The organism is Mycoplasma sp. 3398 (assembly GCF_053851555.1).
The window spans coordinates 1-20,842 of sequence record NZ_JBSQAW010000010.1 but is presented as its reverse complement, the minus strand read 5'-3'; the positions used below and the strand labels follow the sequence as shown (position 1 = coordinate 20,842).

The following is a 20,842-nucleotide window of genomic DNA, read 5'->3' as shown; positions in this document are numbered from 1 at the left end:
TTTTAAAAAATTAAAATTGACGTTATGGTATTCGTATCCAGTTTTCAAAGAACTATCTTAATATTTGTTAGCAAAAAAGCTACAATTACTATTATACGCTTTTTATTTTTTTTAATAATATTTTTTTATTTTTTTTAAAAAATCTTAGATATTACTAAATTAGTTTAATTAAAAACTAATCAAGCAAAAATAGAAAGCTTATATATTATATATAAAATTTTTTTATTTTTGAAATTATTAATAAAAAAATATAATCTAATATAGATAATATCTTTTACTAAAAAAGTCAAGTATAACTTATTAAATATAAAACACCAAGTCAACAACTTGGTGTTTCTAAAAATTATTTAATTTTATCATTAATAACATTTTTAAGAACTTTTTCTTCCTTATAAAATCCACAATATCTACATGCTTGGTGAGGAATAATTGATTGTTTGCAATGCTTGCATTCTACTAACGTAATAGGACTTAATGCATGATGACTTCTTCTTAAATTTTTTCTTTGCTTTGAGGTTTTTCTTTTTGGAACTATAGCCATAATTTATCTCCTATTTTTATACTAATTTAATAATTGCCATTTTAGCATTATCGCCAGCACGGTTATTAATTTTAATTATTCTTGTATATCCGCCATTTCTTTGGGCGTATTTTGATGCTAGAACATCAAATAAATATTGTAACGAATCTTTGTTTTCAACTTTTGAAGGAATAAGTCTTAAAAATTTAGCTGCTTGTCTTCTGGTTGAAAGGGTATTTTTCTTTCCGAGTGTAATCATCTTTTCTGCATTTGATCTAATTCTTTTAGCTCTTTCAAGAGTGGTTTTAACTTGACCGTTTACCAATAAATCGGTAACTAACGATCTTTCTACATGGTTTCATCATTCAGTATTTCTACGAAATAGTTGTTTTGGGTTAGCCATTATTCTTCTCCCTCATCTGATTTTTTAAGTTGTTCTAGTGAATCTATCGTGGTGTCGCTTTCGAAATCAGCATCATTGCCAATTCTATTTTTTCAATCATTTCTTTTATCAATAATATCTTGAATTGATTTTTTACCTAGGTTTTTAATATTTGCCAATTCTTCATCAGTTAAATTTAATACTTCTTCAATAGTGGTGAATTTTGCTCTTTTTAAAGCATTTTCTGATCTTACTGATAAGCCAAGTTTACTGATCGATACAGATGACTTAATTTCCTTATCTTTTTTATCTTTATTTTCTTCGAATAATTCTATCGATTCCAAAGCATCAATATTACCAATGATTTGAAAATGAGCAACAATAATCTTAGCAGCCTGTTCCATCGCATCTTTTGCTGTAATCGTGCAATCAGTTTCTAATTTAATTTTTAATCTTTCTTCAACTAATTTAGATGAACTATTTAATTCCTCAAAAGAGATTGCACATTTTTTAACAGGACTAAAATCACTATCCATTGCTAAAAATTGACCATTTTTAATATTTGATTCTAATCTTGAACCATATTGACTAATTACATTCTTATTTTCTTCAAAATCAACAAAACCGCGACCTTTTCTTAAAAATAATTCAAATTCTAATGAGCCACCCTTGGCTATATTAGCAATATATTGATCTTTATTTACTATTTCTAGGCCACTAACCTCAGGAATATCATAAGCATAGATTTCGCCTTCCTTATTGGCCTTAAATGATATTTTTGCTAAGTTATCTTTTTCAAACATTTCTTCATTGTAAACAAAACGGATGCTTCTTATATTTCTAACTAATGTTATCGCATCTTCTTGTAAACCACTAATTGTTTGAAATTCATGTTCGACATTATTGATTTTAATCGCAAATGGAGCAACTGATGTAATAGAAGAAAGTAAGGTTCTTCTTAAAGTAGTCCCCATTGTATTTGCATAACCACGCGATAATGGTTCGATTACAAATGTTGTATTAAAATCATTTACTTTTTCAGCGACTAATTCTTTATAAGTAATTTTTTGAATTTTTTCCATAATATCCCCCTATGTTATCCTTGTAAATCTAAATTATTTTTCTCTTTTAAGAATTTTCTTTGGAGGACGAGTACCATTGTGAGGAGTAGGAGTAACATCCTTAACATCCTTAATTGTAAAACCACTTGTTTCAATTTGCTTGCGAGCTGTTGATTTTCCAGGACCAACACCCTTGACCATAATCGACACTTCCTTTAAACCAAATTCTTTGGCTTTTTCAACAGCAGCAGCTGCGGCTAGGCCAGCAGCATATGGAGTTTTCTTCTTCGTACCTTTATATCCAATTGCCCCCGAAGAAGATCATGCAAAAACATTTCCCTTTAAATCTGAAAAAGAAACAATTGTATTTTGGTATGTTGAGTGAATATGCGCAATACCTTGCGTAACAACTTTTTTGTTTTTCTTAGCCATTATTATTTACCTTTCTTTCCAGCAATCGTTTTTCTTGGGCCTTTTCTTGTTCTTGCATTTTTCTTAGTTGATTGGCCTCTTACTGGCAATCCTTTTCTATGTCTAATACCACGATATGATTTAATTTCCATTAATCTTTTAATATTTAGATTAATTTCTCTCTTTAAATCACCTTCAGTAGTATATTGTTTAGCTTCATCTCTAATGCGTGTTAATTCTTCTTCACTTAATTCTTTAACTCTTTTTTCTCCATCAACATTTGCGGCAGCTAAGATTTGCTTAGCAATTGTTGGACCTATACCAAAAATATATGTTAGAGAAATACGAACTTTTTTATTATTTGGAATTTCTATATTTAAAACTCTAGCCATTTTTTTATCCTTGTCTTTGTTTATGTTTTGGGTTAATGCAAATTACTCTATTAACGCCGTGTCTTTTAATTATTTTACAGTCTTTGCAAATGCTTTTAATCGATGCTCTAACTTTCATAATTCTCCTTAGTTTTATTTATGGCGAAAAACTATTCTGCCTAACGTTCAATCAAAAGGACTGATTTCAACATCAACCATATCACCGGGAATAAGTTTAATGTTATGTAGAGACATTTTTCCTGAAATATAAGCCTTAATTTCAAGATTATTTTCTAACAAAACATCATAATTTTTTGTTGAATGCATCTTGGTAACTTTACCAGTCATTTTAATAACTTCTTCTTTTTTATCTTTCTTGTTTTTTCCCATTAAATGTTGTCTCCTGATAATATATATGCTTCACCATTATCAATTAATACTGTTTGCTCGTAGTGCGAAGTATTAAAACCTAATGGATCAATAACAGTTCAATTATCTTCTTTAATTAATGTTTTTTTTGACTTTTGTAAAATCATCGGTTCAATACAGATAACCATACCGTTTTTAATAAAATCACCTGTATTTGGAATACCATCATTATTTATAAGCGGATCTTCATGCAAACTTTTACCTATACCATGACCGCAAAATTCATCAGGTGTATAATAGCCTTTTTGACGAATATAATTTCCGATTGCAGCAGATATATCACCAAAGCGTTTACCTACTTTAATTGCATTAAATCCTGCATAAAAAGCGTCTTTTGCAACTTGAATTAATTCCTTATCTTTTTGTGTAATATTGCCAACACCTTTTGTAAAGGCAGAATCAGAATAATATCCTTCTCATACTACCCCGGTATCAATTTTTACAATATCTCCATCCTTAACAACATAATCAGAAGGGATACCATGAATTAATTCTTCATTAACTGAAATACAACAAGTTGCAGGAAAACCATACATATCTAAAAAAGCTGGTTTTCCTCCTCTTTTCTTAATTTCTTTAAAAGCGACGCTATCAATTTCTTTTAAAGAAACGCCTGGTCTTATAAAGTCTCAAAGAATTTTTTTGACTTCTGCCAAGATTGCGCAGGCCTTTTTAATTTTTTGAATTTCGATTTGATTCTTAATTTTTATCATTTCAAGGCCTCTTTAACGTCATCAAACACTTTTTTTAATGATTGATAGCTATTTACTTCTGAAACTATATTCTTTTTTTTATAAAAATCTATTAAACATTTTGTTTGATCGTTATATATCGCAAGACGTTTTAATACTACTTCTTCTTCATCATCAGCTCTTTTGACAACTTCTGTTTTACAATGTTTACAGAATTTATCATTAGCTGGTGGGAATGATTCTAGGTGATAAATTGTTTTACATGAAGGACAAATTCTACGCTTCGATAAACGTTCAATAATTTGTTCATCGGTAATATTTAATAAAATAACTTGGTCAATATAAATCCCTTTTTTTTCAAGTGTATCTAAAAACTCAGCTTGATCAATCGTTCTTGGAAAACCATCAAGAATAAAAGGTATTTTCTCATTAACTAAGCTAGTTAGTTTATTTTCAACTAGCTGATTAGTTATATTATCATCAACATATTTTCCTGATTCTAATATGTTTTTAATTTTTAGCCCTAATTCTGTTTTATTTTTAATTTCTTGACGAAACATATCACCAGTTGAAAGTTGAAAATACCCAAAATTTTCAACTAATAGCTTAGAAAGAGAACCCTTGCCAGCACCTGGTGCACCTATAAAAATCAAATTAGGCTTCTTAATTTGACATCTTTCTATCATATTAAATCTTCGTCTTCTCCATATACTTCTTTTAATTCTTTAATCATTCGTCTTCTTCGCGCAAGTTCCTGTGATTTATATCTTGCTTGAATTTGTTGAACGGTTTCTGTTGCTGTTGAAACTAGAATCATTATTGATGTTCCACCAAACGCTATTGGTGCAGGCATTCCAAACATTTGTTGAATAAATTGCAATGCCCCCAATATTATTAAATACCCAGCAGAAAAGAATGATAATCTTAACACAGTATTTAATAAATAATTTTCAGTTTGTTCACCCGGTCTAATTCCAGGAATGAACGTACTGCTTTTTGCAAAATCCTCACTAATCTTATCAATTTTAGATTGTTGTATTCCCATTAAAATAGTTAATCCAAATGTTATGATAACAAATAAGAAGAATCCTAATGGTTGTGTTAGTTGAAGATTTGAATAAACTCATTGATAATATCTACTTGTATTAGGATCAAATAACCCTGCAATCAATGTAGGAACAGAAAGAACCATCATTGAAAAAATTACTGACATAATTCCTGCCGGGTTTGCTTTGATAGGTAGATAACTTAATTCTTTTTCCGTTTTAGATAATCCTGCCCCAACTTGTTGAATTGGAATTTTTCTTTCAGCAAGAGTAAATAATATTACAACAAAAATTACTAATAAATACGCCAGTAAATAAACAATAAAGTTTAGTGTTTCCTTTAAAACAACCGAATTATTATTTTTTACTGATGGCATATAGTATTCAAAAGCATGTCTGAAGGTTGGAACTAGTGAGCTAGCAATTCCGACAAAGATAATTAAGCTCGTTCCATTCCCAACACCTTTATTTGTTATTTGCTCTGATAAAAATAAAGAAAAGAATGATCCAGCTACTAACAATAAAGGAAGAATCACTCATTGATAAGCAAAGGTTCCTTTTTCGCCAAGAGACTTAACTAAACTATCAGAAAATCTTATACCAAAATTATCAGTCTGTGGATTTACTAATGCTCTTGTAATCAATATTGCTTGAAATATTGCAAAGAACAATGTAACAGTATAAGTTATAAAATTAATTTTTATTCTACCCAATGGACCTGATTGACTTAAACGATGAACCGCCGGGAATGCTTTTGTTTGCAAAATCATCATTACTAGCGATGAAGAAATAAAAGGTCCAATCCCCAAGGCGACTATGGAGAATCTACGTAATCCACCGCCACCTACCAAGTTTAAGATACCAAAGAAATCACCTTGATTCAATCTGTCTTGATGTGCTAATTCAACACCTGGTAAAGTAATAGTACCAGCTATTAAGAAAAGTGAAATAACAAAAAGAGTAAATAAGATCTTCTTAAAAAGACCATGATTTTTTCATCATTCTGATCACGAGTTTCTTTTTTTAGCAAAAAATTTATCAATCGCTAATTTGCGCTCGAGTCTTTTGTTATATATTTCCTTTTCTACCTTAGATCTTTTAGCCATTATTGAACCTCGATTTTTCCTCCAGCTTTTTCAATAGCTTCTTTAGCTGATTGTGAAAGAGACGGAATTGAAACAGTCAACTTTTTAGTTAGTGTTCCTCTTCCTAAAATTTTAACCGGCAATACTCCCTTGATAAGGTTTTTTGCTATCAATGTTTCATAAGAAACAACTTCATTATTTGTATATTTTTCTTCTAGCGAAGAAATATTAACAATTTGGAATTCAACATGATTTACATTATTAAAACCACGTTTAGGAATTCTTCTGAATAGTGGTAATTGTCCACCTTCAAAACCTAGTCTAACTGTACTTCTTTTTGTTTGTCCACTTTGCCCTCTACCAGCTTGTTTTCCTTTACCGGCAGCATGACCACGTCCGACACGATGTTTTTCTTTACGAGCGCCAGGTGTTGCTTTTAATGTATGTAATTTCATAAATAACACTCCTTAATATTATATTATTTAGCTAATAAATGCTTTACATCAATGTCACGTAGTTTAGCAATTTCTTCAACTGTTTTAATCTTCTTAAGTGCATTAACTGTGGCATGAACAATATTGTGTTTTGTTCTTGAACCATATGTTTTTGTAGAAATATCGGTATAACCAGCTAATTCCACAACAGCACGCACTGTATTAGAAGCAATAATACCAGCACCTTTAGGAGCAGGACGTAGTTGTACTTTTGAAGCTAGGAATTTTTCTTTTATTTCGTGTGGAATGGTTCCGTTAACTATAGGAACGTTGAATACATTTTTTTGTGCATCTTTAACTGCTTTTTTAATAGCATCTTGAACTTCATTTGCTTTTCCGTGTCCAAATCCAACTTTACCTTTTTTATCGCCGACAACAACATATGCTGAAAATGAAAATCTTCTTCCACCTTTAACAACGGTTGTAACTCTGGCAATATCAATAACTTTTTCTTCAAAAATCTTAGCTGCAGGAGTTGCACTAAATTGTTTCTTGGGAGCAAAAGCTTTTCGTTCAGTAGTTGCTTTATTATTTTCTTTTATTTCTGGTTTTTTAATAGGTGAAACTACCTTAGTTTCCTTAGCTACTTCAGTATTTTCTTTCTTTAATTCTTCAGCCATTAGAACTTAATCCCTTCTTCTCTTAATGTGTCTGCAAATGCTGCTAATTTACCATGATAAATATAGCCTGAACGGTCAAAAACGATTTCAGAAACATTTACTTCTTTTAGTTTTAGAGCAAATTGCTTTGCTACCATTTTTACTGCCTCAATATTATTCCCTTTTTCAGATAATTGTCTAGTTGAAAATGAAGCTAATGTTGTATGTGTTTCATCATTGACTGCTTGCACATAAAAGTTATGTAATGATTTAAATACAACAACACGTGGTCTTTGTGAAGTACCTTTTGCTAATTTATTAGTAATTTTTAAATGTTTAACTTTACGTCTTTCATTTCTTGATAACATAATTTTTTACCTATTTTTTAACTACTTAGCAGCAGTTTTTCCTTCCTTACGTCTAATAACTTCATCTTTGTACATAATTCCCTTACCTGAATATGGGCTTGGACGTCTAATATCTCTTATATTTGCAGCAAATTCTCCAACAGCTTGTTTATCAATACCAGAAATTATAATATTAGTTGGTTTTGGTACCTCAATTTTTAGATTTGATGGAATTGCCTTAACTACACTGTGCGAATATCCGGCAATTATTTCGATTTCATTTCCCTTAAGTGTTGCTTTGTAACCAACACCCTTAATTTCGATTTCTTTTTTATAACCTTTTGAAACTCCAATTAACATATTACTAATAATAGCGTTTGTTGTACCATGCAATTGCTTTGTAGTTTTTTCTTCATTAGCTCTTAAAGTTTTAATTTCATTATTTTCAATAATAACAGAAATTAATGGTGAAAATGTATATTCTAATTGGCCTAAATTACCTTTAATAACAATATGGTTTTTTGATAAATTTATTTCAACACCTTGAGGAATAGATAAAACTCTTTTTCCAATTCTTGACATAGTTTAAATCCTTAAATCTAAGTAAGTTCTATCAAATAAAGGCAATAACTTCGCCACCTAAGTTGGCTTTTCTTGCTTCTTTATCAGTTAATAGACCTTTTGATGTTGAGATAATTGCTGTACCATATCCACTTAAAACACGAGGTAATTTGTCAGCTGATGAATATACTTTTAAACCTGGTTTAGAAACTCTTTTAATATCTGTAATTGCAGATAGATTTTGATTCATTCCTTTGTATTTTAAAGTAATTTTAATTTCTTTAAAACCTTTTGGTGAGGTAATGATTTCATATGAAGTAATATAACCTTCTCTTGTAAAAATTTCTAAGATTTTTTCTTTTTTAGTTGAGTGAGGAACTAGAACTTCATGATACTTTCTTGAAATAGAATTTTTAATTCTAACAAACATATCTGCTATTGGGTCTGTAATAATAGCCATAATTATCAACTCGCTTTCTTTACGCCAGGAATCTTTCCTTCGTGTGCTAATTCTCTAAAACAAATTCTACAAATTTTATATTTACGTAACACTGCATGAACACGACCACAAATTTGACAACGTGTGTATTTTCTAACTGAAAATTTTGGTTCACGTTCAGCTTTAATCATTAACGCTTTTCTTGCCATACAAATTCTCCTTAATTAGTACCTTTTGCAAATGGAATTCCAAGTTTCTTTAATAATGCAAATGCTTCTTTATCTGAATTTGCACTGGTTACAAGAATAATATCCATACCTTTTAACTTACGAATTTTATCAAATGAAATTTCTGGGAAAATAATTTCTTCTTTAATACCAATCGCGTAGTTACCACGACCATCAAAACTTTTTAAGCTTGTACCATTAAAGTCACGTACACGAGGTAAAGCAATATTAATTAATTTAGTTAAAAATGATCACATTCTTTCACGTCTTAATGTTACTTTTCCACCCATTGGCATACCTTCACGCAATTTTCAAGATGCCAATGATTTTTTTGCCACTGTTTGATATGGTTTTTGTCCAGTTATTTGACTTAATTCAACCATAACCTCTTCAATAGCTTTTGAGTTTGATACTTCATTTCCGGCTGTCATATTAATAACAATTTTTTGTAAACGCGGAGCTTGCATAATTGATGAGTAACCAAATTCTTTAACTAATTCAGGGCGAACTTGCTCTAAATATTTTTTTTCTAATTCTAATTTAGCCATTTTCTATTTCTCCTTATTTACTTATATAACCTTATTAACTTTTTTCATAACTCTTTGTTTTTTACCGGTCTTAGCATCAACTTTAAATCCTATTTTTGTTCCAATTGACTTTTGGCCTTGCGCACCTTTTTTTGCTAGGTATGCTACATTAGAAATGTGAATAGGAAATTCTTTCTTTTCAATTTTTCCTTCAGTATTTTCTTGTGAAGGTTTATGGTGTTTGGTTTTCATGTTAATTTCTTTTAGAACAACGGTTTGTTTCTTGACATTTGTTGATAAAACTGATGCAAATCTACCTTTTTCTTTTCCTGAAATAACTAAAACAATATCATTTTTTCTAATTTTAGCTTGAGACATTATAAAACCTCCGGAGCTAATGAAATTATTTTTAAATATCCTTTTTCACGAAGTTCTCTCGCTACAGGACCAAATACCCGAGTACCTCTCATAGTACCATCTTCTTTAATTAAAACAACAGCATTATCATCAAATCTAATGTATGAACCATTTTCTCTTGCAATGCCTCTTTTTGTTCTAACAATAACTGCTTTTAAAACTTGACCTTCTTTAACCACACCATTAGGGATTGCCTTTTTAACAGTAACAACAACAATATCACCAATATTTGTGCTTCTTACAACCGAACCACCAAGGTTCTTAATAATCATTACTTCTTTGGCGCCAGAATTATCAGCTACATTACATCTCGAAAATTCACTAAGCATTTTCGTTTCCTCCGATAGCGTGTGATTTAATCTCAACTAATCTAAAGTGTTTAGTTTTTGAAAGTGGTCTTGTTTCTTGTATTTCAACAACATCACCAATTTTTGCTTCATTTTTTTCATCATGAACAGCAAATTTCTTAGATACTTTGAAACGCTTTGAGTATAATGGGTGTTTTGCATATGTTTCAACCATAACAGTAATAGTTTTTTCATTCTTAGTACTAATTACAGTTCCAACAAGCTTCTTACGATGATTTTCTCTAACTTGTTCCATTATTTATCTCCTTCTTCCTTTTTGGCATTTATAGCAGTTAAGGTTCTAGCAATATCTTTTTTAACTAAATTAATTTTGTGGGTTTGGTCTAATTGACGAGTCGCATTTTTGAAGTGTAGAGAAAATAATTCTGCTCTTAATTCTGCTAATAAAGTTTTTAGTTCTTCAACTGTTTTTTTCTTTAATTCAGTATATGACATAATTATTTTTCTCCTTCCGATTGATATGTAGCATCTCTAGAAACAATTTTTCAGGTAACAGGCAACTTGTGACCACCTAATCTTAAAGCGTCTTTCATAGTATCAGTTTGGTTTCCCATAACTTCAAACATCACTGTTCCTTCTTTAACAACTGCAAATCATTGATCAGGACTACCTTTACCAGATCCCATACGAACACCAATAGGTTTAGATGTTTTTGACATATGTGGAAATATCTTGATAATAACCTTACCTTCACGACCCATACGACGAGTAATAGCGATACGAGCTGCTTCAATTTGTCTTGCACTGATTCATGCTGATGAGGTTGATTTTAAACCAAACTCACCAAATGAAACTGTGTTATTACGATGTGCTTTAGTTTTATCATGGCGGATACGAAACATTTTTCTATGTTTAGTTCTCTTTGGTTGAAGCATGTTTTTCACCGCCCTTTCTAATAACTCTCGGTCTTCTTTCAGTTTTATTTGATTCCAAAGCACTAACTTGTGCTTTTCCGTTTTCTAAAATTTCACCTAATGAAACTCAAACCTTAATACCCAAGATACCATATGTTGTTTTAGCCTTAGCAACAGCATAATCTACATCTTGTCTTAAAGTATGCAATTTCATTTCACCTTCGGTATATCCTTCCGTTCTAGCCATATCAACACCATTTAAACGGCCAGATACAGAGGTTTTAATACCCTTAGCTCCTGCTTTCATAGCACTTTTGATAGCAAATTTTTGTGCTAATCTGAAGCTTCCCCGATTTTCTAATTTAACAGCAATGCCTTCTGCTAATAGTCTTGCATTTAAGTCGGGATTTTTTAGTTCTATTACATCAATAGTAATATTAATTTTTTTATTTCTTAGTTCTTTTTTAAGAGCTAATGTTATAGCTTTAATATTATCACCATTTGTTCCTAATAAGGCAGCTGGTTTAGCTGTATATACATAAACAATAATATTACTGTTTTGGTTTCTCTTAATTTGAACATTGCCAATTAAATATTCACGAACCTTTTTATCAAAGAAATCATAAATTTTTTGATCTTCTAATAAGAACTTAGCAAAATCTTGCTTGTCTGAATATCAAACAGTATTATGCGGTTTTGTTATACCAAAACGAAAACCATTTGGATTAACTTTTTGACCCATATTATTTTGCCTCCTTATTTAGTTCGTCTGTATTTAATTCCATTAATTCAACATAAAAGTGACTAGTTCTTTTTAAAATTGGGTATGCTCTGCCACGTGAGTGAGGTTGAAATCTTTTTAATGTAGGACCTTCATTTACTAAAATTTTTGAAACTACTAATTTAGTAGCATCTAAACCAAAATTATTTGTTGCATTAGCAATCGCTGAATTTAAAAGTTTAAGAATAATTTCTGAAGCCTTTTTGTATGTTGTTTGCAAAATGATTAATGCTTGTGTAGCTGATTTATAGCGAATTAAATCTGCTACTAATCTAGCTTTTCTCGCACTAATTCTTTGCATTTTAACTGATGCCTTAACTATTTGTGCCATATTATTTCTTTCCTTTAGCCTTATCAGCACCGTGACCATTAAATGTTCTTGTTGGTGCGAATTCACCTAATTTGTGGCCGACCATATCATTTGTTACAAAGACATCAAGAAATGCATGACCATTGTGAACTTGAAATGTTAAACCAATAAATTCAGGATAAATTGTTGAACGTCTTGATCAGGTTTTGATTGGACGCTTTGGTGCTTTATTTTCAATAATAGCAACCACTTTTTTCATTAAGTGATCATCAACAAAGGGCGCTTTCTTTAATGAACGAGACATTATTTACTTTCCTTTCTTCTTCTAATAATAAATTGGTTAGATGATTTTTTAGTTGCTCTAGTTTTAACACCCAGAGCTTTTTTACCTCATGGAGTCATTGGTGATTTTCTACCAATAGGTTGTTTACCTTCACCACCACCATGTGGGTGATCATTAGGGTTCATGGCTGAACCTCTAACTGTAGGTCTAATTCCTCTCAATCTATTTCTACCAGCTTTACCGATATTAACTAATGAGTGTTCTTCATTTCCAACTTCACCGATTGTAGCGCGGCATACACCTAGAACTTTTCTCACTTCGCCAGATTTTAGTCTTAAGATAACGTATTTTCCTGATTCATCCTTACCTAAAATTTGCGCTGAACTACCAGCAGAACGAGCAATAATTCCACCTTGTTTAGGTTGTAATTCGATATTGTGAACAAATGTACCTTCTGGAATATTTCCAAGTGGTAAGTTATTTCCTATTTGTATATCTACATGTTCTCCTGAAATAACTTTTTGTCCAACCTTAATATTTTTTGGACTGATAATATATCTCTTTTCTCCATCACGATAAACAATTAAAGAAATATTGGCTGATCTGTTTGGATCATATTCGATTGTTTTAACAATAGCCTCAATTCCATCCTTGTTATATCTTTTGAAGTCAATAATACGATAAAATCTTTTTAATCTGCCACCGTGGTGACGAGTTGTAATTTTACCTTGATTATTTCTTCCGGAATGTGTTGGAAGTGCCACAAGCAATGATTTTTCTGGTTTATGTCCAGTTAAATTTGCTTGATAGTCAAGAGAAGACATATTACGACGACCATTTGTATAAGCTTTAAATTTTTTAATAGCCATTGTCTTCTTTTCTCCATTTCTTAAAAATATTTGTTTGTATAATATTTATCTTTTAAGAATCTAAATTATTGTTTTTAAAAATTAATCTTATAGTTTTTGTTTTATCGAGATTAATTATTTTGATTCTGTTTCTTGCTTAATTTCTTCTGCTTTTTCTTCAGACTTTTGCGTTTTTGCTTCTGCAGCTCTTTTAATTTTTTCTGCTGCTTTTAGTTCGGCTTCTGATATTTGTTTAACTGTTTCGACATTTTCAGACTTCATTTCAGTTTCTTTTGCCTTCTTTGCTTCTTTAGCTTCTTCAGCAAATAAAACAATCTTTGAATCTTTGTCTAAAAACACAACAGCCTTCTTAACGGCATTTTTAAACCCTGCAAATCTACCTAATTTAGCTGGTTTTTTATCATAATTAATGATATTAACTTTTTCAACTTTAACATCAAAGATAAATTCAACAGCTTTTTTAACTTCAATTTTGTTTGTTCTTCTGTCAACCACAAATGTATAGACATTTTGATTAGATCTAGCAATTTCTGATTTTTCAGTTAAAACTGGATATTTAATAACATGATTAATATTCATTATTTTGCCATCCCTTCTAAGAACTTAACATCTTCCTTGCTAATCACTAAAACATCAGCAGCTACTAATGATTCGATTGACAATGATGTAACCTTGTTTACATTAACATTTGGTAAATTTTTAGCCGATTTATAAATGGTTTCATTTGAAGAAACTATTAGAATATTGTTTAATCCAATTAGATTATCCTTATTTAATTCAACTAATAAGGCTCTAGTTGAAATACTTTCTAGTTCGTATTCTCTAACTAAAACAGAATTTGCATTTGCTAGCATTGTTAATGCTGAGAATAAAGCATTTTTTCTAGCTTTTTTATTAATTTTAAGATTGTAATTTCTTTCGGTTGTTGGTCCAAATGCTCTACCGCCACCAACAAAGATTGGACTTCTTAATGACCCAGCACGAGCATTACCTGTATGTTTTTGTGGCCATGGTTTTTTGCCTGTTCCACTAACTTCACCACGTGATTTAACCTTATGAGTAGCCAGACGTTTTGAGCCTCTTTCTACCAAAATAGCGTCAAAAACTGATTGAGTATGTATCTTTTCTAATCCAAACACACTCTTTGGCAATTCAAAATCACTTTCTTCCATTTTTTTAGCTGGTGATGCTGGTTTATCAACTAAATTTTCTTTTTCAATAAACTCGATAGCATCCTTGCTTTCAACTTTAGCTTCAATAACTCTGTTAGCAATAATTCTAGCCTTTTCTACATCAACACTACCACTATATGCTCCATTACGGTGAAATCATACTCTAGTACTATTCTTAGATTTTTCGCTAACATTAATGAATTCATTAACAGCATCAATAAATTCAGCAAAATTTCCTGAAACTTTTTCTTTTGCTTTTTTGAAATTAAATGATATGTTTCGGTCTTTATCAAACTTTTCTGAGATATAGTATTTATCAACAATTGTAGACATAATTATTTATCCCCTTCTGTAGCTTCTTCAAGAGCTTTCTTCATTTCGTTTAATGACATATCCATATTTAATTCAAGATTATATTTCTTAGCTTGTTCAAAAATTTCATTCTTTGCTAATGTTTCTTTTAAATTAACTAATTTAATTTCAGCTTTCTTTTGAACTGATTTCTTAGCATTTTTAATAACTAACAAAGCGCCTTTTGCTCCAGGAACACTGCCTTTAATAATTAATAAGTTATTTTCCGCTTCAGTTTTTACAATTTCTAAATTTTGAATTGTAACTTGTTCAGCCCCAAGGTGACCAGGCATTGTCATACCTTTTCAAACTCTATTACCAGATATATCACCAATAGAACCGGTTTGTCTTATAGGTTGCGAACCACCACCACCACCATGTGATTTAGGACCAATATGTTGGTTTCATCTCTTAATGGTTCCGGCAAAACCTTTTCCTTTTGAAATAGCCGTAACATCAACCACATCTCCGCCTTCAAAAATTGAGGCATCTAATGTTTCACCTAAGTTAAATCCGGCCATATTACGGATTTCTTTTACGAATCGCTTAGGTGTTGTATTTGCTTGTTTGAAATAATTTACTTCAGGTTTCTTAATTTGAGATTTTTTCTTATCTTCTAAACTAAGTTGTGTTGCAATATAACCGTTTTTTTCTTCGGTTAAAATTTTGGTAACAACATTTGGTTTAACTTCAACAATAGTTACAGGTATTAACTTACCTTCGCTAGTGAATAGTTGAGTCATTCCAACTTTTCTTCCTAAGATTCCTTTCATTTTTATCCTTTCATTTTTTTAAAAAATCGGTGCCACATATACGTATATATTTTAAAAAAAATAATATCTGTATTATGCTACAGATTTAACGCTAATTTGAACACCAGCAGGCAATTCAAGTCTTTTTGCTTTATCAATTAGTGTTTCGCTAACATTTGACAAAACAATTAGACGTTTATGAGTTCTGCTTTCGAATTGTTCACGAGATTTTTTGTTAACATGAACAGATCTTAAAATGGTAACAATTTCTTTTCTTGTAGGTAGAGGAATTGGACCACTTACCATAGCCTTCTCAGCTTTCGCTAGAAGTATAACCTTTTTAGCAGCATCATCTACTAAACTAGCTTCAAAGGCTTTGATTTTAATTTCTAATTTTGCCATTGTTTGTTCTCCTTCTTCATTATATGAAGCACTCCGCATAAGTTCTCGATAACCAAGATGAACAACTAAGCTCGGTATATCGTAACCTTATGCTTCTTTGCATAGTTGCTAATTTATTATACCAAAAACATTTTTTTTGTAATTTTTTTAAACTTTTTTTATATAAAACACTAGAAACTGAGCAACAAGATAATGAATTTATTTTTTATTTTTTAACAAATAATTTTTTTTATAATATAATTTAACTTGCTAATGTAAATTGGAGGGGTAGCGAAGCGGCCAAACGCGGGTGGCTGTAACCCACTTCCTCACGGTTCGGGGGTTCGAATCCCTCCCCCTCCACCATTTTGCCCTTTAGCCAAGTGGAAAGGCAGCGGTTTTTGGTACCGCCATCCGTTAGTTCGAATCTAACAAGGGCAGCCATATCATTAGTTGATTATTTAATCAAACATGACTAGTAAACTCAAGTATTTTAACTTGAGTTTTTTTATTTAAACAAAACAAAAAGCTCAAACCTCTTTATATGGGTAAAAGCTTTTTTGTAACGGCATATTATAATTCTTATTATTTATTTTTATTTAGATTCACTAAGATTAGATAATATTTGCTTTAATTTATTTATCTCGTCTATTAAATCTGAAATTTCTTTCTTTTTCTTGGCAAGTTCTTTATTTGTAGTGCTTAGAGTTTGGCCTACATTTTCTTTATTTTTCAACTCTTTTTGAATGATATTATTGATATTACTAATTTCCTCACTAATATCATTGGCTTGGCTTATTATTTCTTGAAGTTTATGCTTATTCTTCTTTAATTCTTCATTTTTATTTGAAAGACTTTGTTTATTAGATTCAAGATTTTTCTCAGATTTATTAAGTTGCTTTTCGAAACCTAATTTAGCAAATTCTGAAGCATGCTTTTGTTGTAGGACTAGATTTTTTTCATTTTCAATAGAACTAAATAATTTTGTTTTTTCAACTACGTTCTTATTTGCTAATTCAAGTCTTTGTAATACTTGTTTCTTATTTGCTTCTAATTCATTTAGTAATTTTTTAACTTCTTCAATTTCAACAACCTTAGTGTTTAAATTATTACTATCCTCTGCAACCTTTTGCTTTGCGTTTTTTAAGTTTTTGCTAGCATTATTTTTATTTTCTTTAGCATCAATAAATAGTTTTTCTTGATTATTATAAGCTTCTTGTTTTCATTGTACTTCCTTATTTTTATTATTTAATTCTATCTTAGCATATTCAAACAATTCATAAGCCTTATCTTGCTTTTCTAATGAAACATCTAAATCCTGTTGTGCCTTTGCTTCTGCTTGTTGCACGCTTTTTTCTATTTTTTTAGACTCTTCTAAATCTTTTGTTTTTTGATCCTTAATTTCTTGTTTTGATATAAATTCCTTGTTAGCGCCTTCTAATATTTTTTGAGTTTCTTCTTTATTTCTGAGATCATTTTGATTTTGATTTTCAACTTCTTGTTTTAGCTTTTTCTTTTGGTCTAATTCTTCTATTTTTAATGATTCATTTGCAAGTTTTTCTTCATATTCAGCCATTGCTTGATCATTGCTATTTTTTGCTTCATCTAGTTCTTGTTTGACTTTTTCTACTTCATTTGTTAAGCGATTTAGATCACTAGTTAACTCATTTATTTTTTGTGTTTGGGTTTCTAGCTTGCTATTATTTATTTCTTTTTGTTTTTGTAATTGGCTAAGATTAGATTCAACATTTTTAATTTCTTCTTCTTTACTAGTTTTTTCTTTTAATTTACTTTGTGTTTGCGATTGCAATTCATTTTCTTCGGCAAGTTTATTGTTCTTTTTTTCATTAGCATTATCTAAGGATTTTTGCGCTTCTTGCTCTGCAAGTTTTGCTGCTTCGAATTCTTGTTGCGCTTTTTTTAGCTGTTCTTGCTGGGTTTGCAATTCAGTATTTTTAGTTTGAACATCTTTTCGAGCTTGTTCTAATTTTTGATCAGCTTTATTTTTTTCTTGTTGCAATCTAGTTTCATTTTGCGTGGCAGTTTCTACTTCGCTAACCTTGGTTTCTAAGAGTTTTTGTTTTTTTAACAAATCCGTTTGTGCTTGATTATACTTCATTTCAGCGCTATTTTTTACTTCTTCAGTATGTGAAAAATCTTGATTTGCTTTTTGCAATAGTTTATCTTTATTTGCAACTTCTTGCTTGGCAGTTTCTAATTGCTTTTTAGCTTCCGAAAGTTTTTGTTCAGCCATTGCTTTTTCGGAGATAGCTTGATCTTTTTGTGACATTAAATTATTCTTAACTTCTTCCTTAGTCTTTAATTTCTTATTAGCTGCATCGATTGTTTTAAATGTTGCCGCATATTGTTTATTAAGTTCATCATATTTTTTATTTGCATCATCAAATTCGCTTTGTTTGGCAATTATTTTTTCGTCAAATTTAGAATTGGCAAGCCTTTGATTTAATTGTTTATTTTCTTCGTTTATTCTATCAATGTCTTGTTGATTTTGTGCAAGTTCTTGTTTAGTTGTTTCAATTTCTTTTTGTTTTTTAATCACCTTATCTTGCATGTTATGAATATCAGGAAACAAATTTGAAGTTTCTTTATATATTTCTACCCAATTGTCTGCAGTAGCATCAGACATAGAAGTATTAAAATGTCTTCATGTATCTAAATAAGGCTGGGCAAACTCAAAAATATCTGGATATTTTTCTTTTATCTCATCATATTGAGCTTTAGCAAGATCATACAGTCAAGAATCATCATCATCATTGCCAAAATTATAAATTTGGAAGAGTTTTACGATTTTTTCTAGCTCTTCATAACTATAATAATCACCGCCATAAGGGGTATAGTATTTTTTACTTTCTTCAACAATTTCTTCTTTATTTTTATCTATTACTTGATTAAGTGATGAAACTTCACCTTCTAAATTAGACAATTTATCCCTTTTTTCGTTTAATTTCTGGTTTTGTCTTTCTAAGTCTTCTTGATTTTTTTTAAGTTGCTGATCTATTTTCTCTTTTTCACTTCTTAATTGTCTTAATTCAGTATTATTTTTATCTTTTTCTTCTGTTGCTTTTTCTGTTTTTTCTCTAAGTTCATCACTTTTTCTTTGTTCCTCTAATAATGTTTGTTGTGCTTGTTGAAATGCTTCCTCGGCTTGCTGATAATCTCTTGCAGCATTTTGTTCCTTCTCACTCTTTTTGGCAAAATCTTCTTCAAGACTTGAGATTTTATGTTCAATTTGAGATTCTTTTCCTTCTGCTTCTTGCTTTTCAACATTTGCCTTATTTTTAATTTCTTGTTTCAAAGCTAACTCGCTTTTCTTATTATCTAATTCAGTTTTTGATTCTTTTTCTTTATCTTTAGCTTTTTGTAATTCAGATTCAGCTACCGCTTTTTCACTATTCTTTGTTTGCAAATCATTTTGCGCATTTTGCAATTTTTGATCAGCTTCTTTTTGGTTTTTTATTGCTTCCGTTTCTTTATTTCTAGCCTGTTCTAATTCCCTATTCGCATTGGGTAAAGCATTTTCTAATTCTTTTAGTTTTTGTTGCTTTGCTTCTAAAACTTTTTTTGCATCTTCAAGCTTTTGTGTTAATGATGCTATTTCATTTGATATATTTTGAATTTCTTGTTTAACTTTTTTAGTTTTGTTACTTAATTCAGTATGTTGTTCTGATAATAATTTCAATTCATCTTTTTTTGTTTCTAGTTCTATTTGCAATTCGGCTTCTTTTAAAACAGAATCATCATAAGCATCAGATAATTTTTTCTTTTGCAATTCAGCATCTTTTTTTTCTTCAAGTTTTTGTTGCTTAGCTTCATTTTTAACTTTTAAATCATTTTCTTTTTCTTTTAGTGTTTCTTTGGTTTTATTTAGTTTAGTTTGAGCATTATTTTTTTCTTTTTTGGCTTCTTCAACAGCTCTTAATGCTAGATCCGCCTCGCGAAATTTTTGTACTAAATTATCACTACTTTGTTGTAATGTTTGTTGTACCATTTTTAACTTTTTTGATGCTTCTTCTTTTATAGCGCTTGCCTCATTTAATTCTCTGATTGCAATATCAAGAGCTTGTTGTTTTAAATTAACATCTTCACTTTTTAATTGTAATTGTTCTTTAGCTTGATCTAAGAGTTTTTCTTTTTCTATAACTTCGGCATTTAAAAAATCCATTTTTTTCTTAGCTTGGCTATAGCTAGCTTCTGCTGAATTTTGTTGTTTTTTTAAACCTTCTAACTCGTTCTTTAATGTTTGCAAGGCATTATTTTTTAGATCAAAATCTTGTTCTGCTTGTTTAAGTAATTCTGATGCCTGTTTTTCTTTTTGTTTAGCTACTTCAAGATCATGCGATATTTTATCTTTAGCTTGTTGCTTGTCGCTCAATTCCATACTTTTTTTATTAATATCACTTTCGATATTTGAAATTGATTTTTTGGCATATTCATTATCTGTTTTAGCATCAGCCAATATTTTTTTAGCTTTTTCTAATTCGCTATTTTTTGATAACAATTTTTCTGATTTTTCAATAAAAATCTTATTTGCAAAATCAAAATTTGATTGAATTTTTTTATGTTCTTGTTTTGCTTTTTCTAATTCCTTTTTAGCTTCATCATATGCTTTTATTAAACTCGCAAATTCCACTTCTAGCTTTATTTGTTCATTTTTGATTTCTTCTAACTTAATCCTAGACTCACTATTTTTTGCTTCAAGATTCTCGATATTTTTCATTATCTCTGCAAACTTATTTTTAGAATTTTTTTGTTCTTTTTTGATATATAGCAATGCTTTTTTAGCTTCTTTTAACTGCTTTTGTTTTTGCGAAATAATTATGTTATATTTAGATATATCTTCTGTTTTTTGTGCAATTGATTTATTCTTGTTATAACGTGCATAGATAAATGCTGAAATACCTGCGACCACCAGCCCTGTTGACAATCCTAAACACAATGCTAATGCACCCTTACTTCTTCTCATTATTAAATACCGCCCTAAACATTTTTATTAATTGATTCTATTTATTAGTTTTTAGCATACTAATAATCTCAAATTATATATATATATATATATGAACGAATATCGTCTAAAACAGGGCGCTTTTTAGCT

At 30.1% G+C, this 20,842-nt stretch carries 31 protein-coding genes and 2 tRNA genes; 2 read left to right on the top strand and 31 right to left on the bottom strand.

What is annotated here, in order from left to right:
* Positions 1-343 precede the first annotated feature (343 nt).
* The 30 genes from rpmF to rpsJ form a co-directional block, all read right to left on the bottom strand.
* Positions 344-541 carry a 50S ribosomal protein L32 gene (gene rpmF, locus ACWXVK_RS03060; RefSeq protein ID WP_438340879.1) on the bottom strand — a complete coding sequence of 66 codons (198 nt, stop codon included), beginning with the start codon at positions 539-541 and terminating at the stop codon, positions 344-346.
* Between the two features lie 16 nt (positions 542-557).
* Positions 558-923, bottom strand: a complete 366-nt coding sequence (gene rplQ / locus ACWXVK_RS03055; protein WP_438340880.1) for a 50S ribosomal protein L17 — start codon at positions 921-923, stop codon at positions 558-560.
* Positions 923-1,984 carry a DNA-directed RNA polymerase subunit alpha gene (locus ACWXVK_RS03050; RefSeq protein ID WP_438340881.1) on the bottom strand — a complete coding sequence of 354 codons (1,062 nt, stop codon included), beginning with the start codon at positions 1,982-1,984 and terminating at the stop codon, positions 923-925. Before ACWXVK_RS03050 ends, rplQ begins: the two co-directional genes overlap by 1 nt.
* 33 nt (positions 1,985-2,017) lie before the next feature.
* The gene (rpsK, locus tag ACWXVK_RS03045; RefSeq protein ID WP_438340882.1) at positions 2,018-2,395 is read right to left on the bottom strand and encodes a 30S ribosomal protein S11; all 378 of its coding nucleotides are present in this window, start codon (positions 2,393-2,395) and stop codon (positions 2,018-2,020) included.
* A 2-nt stretch (positions 2,396-2,397) separates the two neighbouring features.
* On the bottom strand, positions 2,398-2,766 hold the full coding sequence (rpsM, locus tag ACWXVK_RS03040) for a 30S ribosomal protein S13 (protein WP_438340883.1): 369 nt from the start codon (positions 2,764-2,766) through the stop codon (positions 2,398-2,400).
* 4 nt (positions 2,767-2,770) lie between these two features.
* Entirely contained in the window at positions 2,771-2,884 is a 114-nt protein-coding gene (rpmJ, locus tag ACWXVK_RS03035) for a 50S ribosomal protein L36 (protein WP_438340884.1), read from the bottom strand.
* 14 nt (positions 2,885-2,898) lie between these two features.
* The gene (infA, locus tag ACWXVK_RS03030) at positions 2,899-3,135 is read right to left on the bottom strand and encodes a translation initiation factor IF-1 (RefSeq protein ID WP_438340885.1); all 237 of its coding nucleotides are present in this window, start codon (positions 3,133-3,135) and stop codon (positions 2,899-2,901) included.
* Positions 3,135-3,887, bottom strand: a complete 753-nt coding sequence (map, locus tag ACWXVK_RS03025) for a type I methionyl aminopeptidase (protein ID WP_438340886.1) — start codon at positions 3,885-3,887, stop codon at positions 3,135-3,137. Before map ends, infA begins: the two co-directional genes overlap by 1 nt.
* Positions 3,881-4,552 (bottom strand): adenylate kinase, encoded by a 672-nt coding sequence (locus ACWXVK_RS03020; protein WP_438340887.1) that lies wholly within the window; start codon positions 4,550-4,552, stop codon positions 3,881-3,883. Before ACWXVK_RS03020 ends, map begins: the two co-directional genes overlap by 7 nt.
* The gene (gene secY / locus ACWXVK_RS03015) at positions 4,546-6,018 is read right to left on the bottom strand and encodes a preprotein translocase subunit SecY (protein ID WP_438340888.1); all 1,473 of its coding nucleotides are present in this window, start codon (positions 6,016-6,018) and stop codon (positions 4,546-4,548) included. Before secY ends, ACWXVK_RS03020 begins: the two co-directional genes overlap by 7 nt.
* Complete coding sequence (gene rplO, locus ACWXVK_RS03010; RefSeq protein WP_455966484.1) at positions 6,018-6,452, bottom strand: 50S ribosomal protein L15; 435 nt, start codon at positions 6,450-6,452, stop codon at positions 6,018-6,020. Before rplO ends, secY begins: the two co-directional genes overlap by 1 nt.
* Before the next feature lie 23 nt (positions 6,453-6,475).
* Positions 6,476-7,111, bottom strand: a complete 636-nt coding sequence (gene rpsE / locus ACWXVK_RS03005; RefSeq protein ID WP_444705164.1) for a 30S ribosomal protein S5 — start codon at positions 7,109-7,111, stop codon at positions 6,476-6,478.
* Positions 7,111-7,458, bottom strand: coding sequence for a 50S ribosomal protein L18 (gene rplR / locus ACWXVK_RS03000; RefSeq protein ID WP_456017203.1), 348 nt, complete (start codon positions 7,456-7,458; stop codon positions 7,111-7,113). Before rplR ends, rpsE begins: the two co-directional genes overlap by 1 nt.
* Positions 7,459-7,479: 21 nt before the next feature.
* On the bottom strand, positions 7,480-8,019 hold the full coding sequence (gene rplF / locus ACWXVK_RS02995) for a 50S ribosomal protein L6 (RefSeq protein WP_438340892.1): 540 nt from the start codon (positions 8,017-8,019) through the stop codon (positions 7,480-7,482).
* Between the two features lie 28 nt (positions 8,020-8,047).
* Positions 8,048-8,458 (bottom strand): 30S ribosomal protein S8, encoded by a 411-nt coding sequence (gene rpsH / locus ACWXVK_RS02990; RefSeq protein WP_438340893.1) that lies wholly within the window; start codon positions 8,456-8,458, stop codon positions 8,048-8,050.
* A 2-nt stretch (positions 8,459-8,460) separates the two neighbouring features.
* The gene (locus ACWXVK_RS02985; RefSeq protein WP_004417000.1) at positions 8,461-8,646 is read right to left on the bottom strand and encodes a type Z 30S ribosomal protein S14; all 186 of its coding nucleotides are present in this window, start codon (positions 8,644-8,646) and stop codon (positions 8,461-8,463) included.
* Between the two features lie 11 nt (positions 8,647-8,657).
* The gene (rplE, locus tag ACWXVK_RS02980) at positions 8,658-9,212 is read right to left on the bottom strand and encodes a 50S ribosomal protein L5 (RefSeq protein ID WP_438340894.1); all 555 of its coding nucleotides are present in this window, start codon (positions 9,210-9,212) and stop codon (positions 8,658-8,660) included.
* Positions 9,213-9,233: 21 nt separating this feature from the next.
* Entirely contained in the window at positions 9,234-9,569 is a 336-nt protein-coding gene (gene rplX, locus ACWXVK_RS02975) for a 50S ribosomal protein L24 (protein WP_456002447.1), read from the bottom strand.
* Positions 9,569-9,937 (bottom strand): 50S ribosomal protein L14, encoded by a 369-nt coding sequence (gene rplN, locus ACWXVK_RS02970; protein ID WP_438340896.1) that lies wholly within the window; start codon positions 9,935-9,937, stop codon positions 9,569-9,571. The genes rplX and rplN overlap by 1 nt, the downstream gene beginning before the upstream one ends.
* The gene (gene rpsQ, locus ACWXVK_RS02965; RefSeq protein ID WP_438340897.1) at positions 9,930-10,211 is read right to left on the bottom strand and encodes a 30S ribosomal protein S17; all 282 of its coding nucleotides are present in this window, start codon (positions 10,209-10,211) and stop codon (positions 9,930-9,932) included. Before rpsQ ends, rplN begins: the two co-directional genes overlap by 8 nt.
* On the bottom strand, positions 10,211-10,411 hold the full coding sequence (gene rpmC, locus ACWXVK_RS02960) for a 50S ribosomal protein L29 (RefSeq protein WP_438340898.1): 201 nt from the start codon (positions 10,409-10,411) through the stop codon (positions 10,211-10,213). The genes rpsQ and rpmC overlap by 1 nt, the downstream gene beginning before the upstream one ends.
* Before the next feature lie 2 nt (positions 10,412-10,413).
* The gene (gene rplP, locus ACWXVK_RS02955; protein WP_438340899.1) at positions 10,414-10,851 is read right to left on the bottom strand and encodes a 50S ribosomal protein L16; all 438 of its coding nucleotides are present in this window, start codon (positions 10,849-10,851) and stop codon (positions 10,414-10,416) included.
* A complete protein-coding gene (gene rpsC / locus ACWXVK_RS02950) occupies positions 10,829-11,572 on the bottom strand; it encodes a 30S ribosomal protein S3 (RefSeq protein WP_438340900.1) in 744 nt (247 codons plus the stop codon). The genes rplP and rpsC overlap by 23 nt, the downstream gene beginning before the upstream one ends.
* Before the next feature lies 1 nt (position 11,573).
* Positions 11,574-11,942: a 50S ribosomal protein L22 gene (rplV, locus tag ACWXVK_RS02945; RefSeq protein ID WP_438340901.1), complete on the bottom strand. Its 369-nt coding sequence runs from the start codon at positions 11,940-11,942 to the stop codon at positions 11,574-11,576.
* A 1-nt stretch (position 11,943) separates the two neighbouring features.
* The gene (gene rpsS, locus ACWXVK_RS02940; RefSeq protein WP_438340902.1) at positions 11,944-12,225 is read right to left on the bottom strand and encodes a 30S ribosomal protein S19; all 282 of its coding nucleotides are present in this window, start codon (positions 12,223-12,225) and stop codon (positions 11,944-11,946) included.
* The gene (rplB, locus tag ACWXVK_RS02935; protein ID WP_438340903.1) at positions 12,225-13,073 is read right to left on the bottom strand and encodes a 50S ribosomal protein L2; all 849 of its coding nucleotides are present in this window, start codon (positions 13,071-13,073) and stop codon (positions 12,225-12,227) included. Before rplB ends, rpsS begins: the two co-directional genes overlap by 1 nt.
* 114 nt (positions 13,074-13,187) lie before the next feature.
* Complete coding sequence (gene rplW / locus ACWXVK_RS02930; protein WP_438340904.1) at positions 13,188-13,652, bottom strand: 50S ribosomal protein L23; 465 nt, start codon at positions 13,650-13,652, stop codon at positions 13,188-13,190.
* Positions 13,652-14,578 (bottom strand): 50S ribosomal protein L4, encoded by a 927-nt coding sequence (gene rplD, locus ACWXVK_RS02925; protein WP_438340905.1) that lies wholly within the window; start codon positions 14,576-14,578, stop codon positions 13,652-13,654. Before rplD ends, rplW begins: the two co-directional genes overlap by 1 nt.
* 2 nt (positions 14,579-14,580) lie before the next feature.
* The gene (rplC, locus tag ACWXVK_RS02920) at positions 14,581-15,369 is read right to left on the bottom strand and encodes a 50S ribosomal protein L3 (protein WP_455966486.1); all 789 of its coding nucleotides are present in this window, start codon (positions 15,367-15,369) and stop codon (positions 14,581-14,583) included.
* Between the two features lie 72 nt (positions 15,370-15,441).
* Positions 15,442-15,789, bottom strand: a complete 348-nt coding sequence (gene rpsJ / locus ACWXVK_RS02915) for a 30S ribosomal protein S10 (RefSeq protein ID WP_455966487.1) — start codon at positions 15,787-15,789, stop codon at positions 15,442-15,444.
* Positions 15,790-16,011: 222 nt separating this feature from the next.
* Between rpsJ and ACWXVK_RS02910 the strand changes: the two genes are divergently transcribed.
* Together ACWXVK_RS02910 and ACWXVK_RS02905 are read left to right on the top strand one after the other, a co-directional pair.
* Positions 16,012-16,095: transfer RNA gene (locus tag ACWXVK_RS02910), tRNA-Tyr, on the top strand.
* Positions 16,096-16,098: 3 nt separating this feature from the next.
* A tRNA-Gln gene (locus ACWXVK_RS02905) sits at positions 16,099-16,173 on the top strand.
* Between the two features lie 151 nt (positions 16,174-16,324).
* Here ACWXVK_RS02905 and ACWXVK_RS02900 read toward each other — a convergent pair.
* Complete coding sequence (locus ACWXVK_RS02900) at positions 16,325-20,713, bottom strand: hypothetical protein (RefSeq protein WP_456017201.1); 4,389 nt, start codon at positions 20,711-20,713, stop codon at positions 16,325-16,327.
* Between the last annotated feature and the right edge of the window lie 129 nt (positions 20,714-20,842).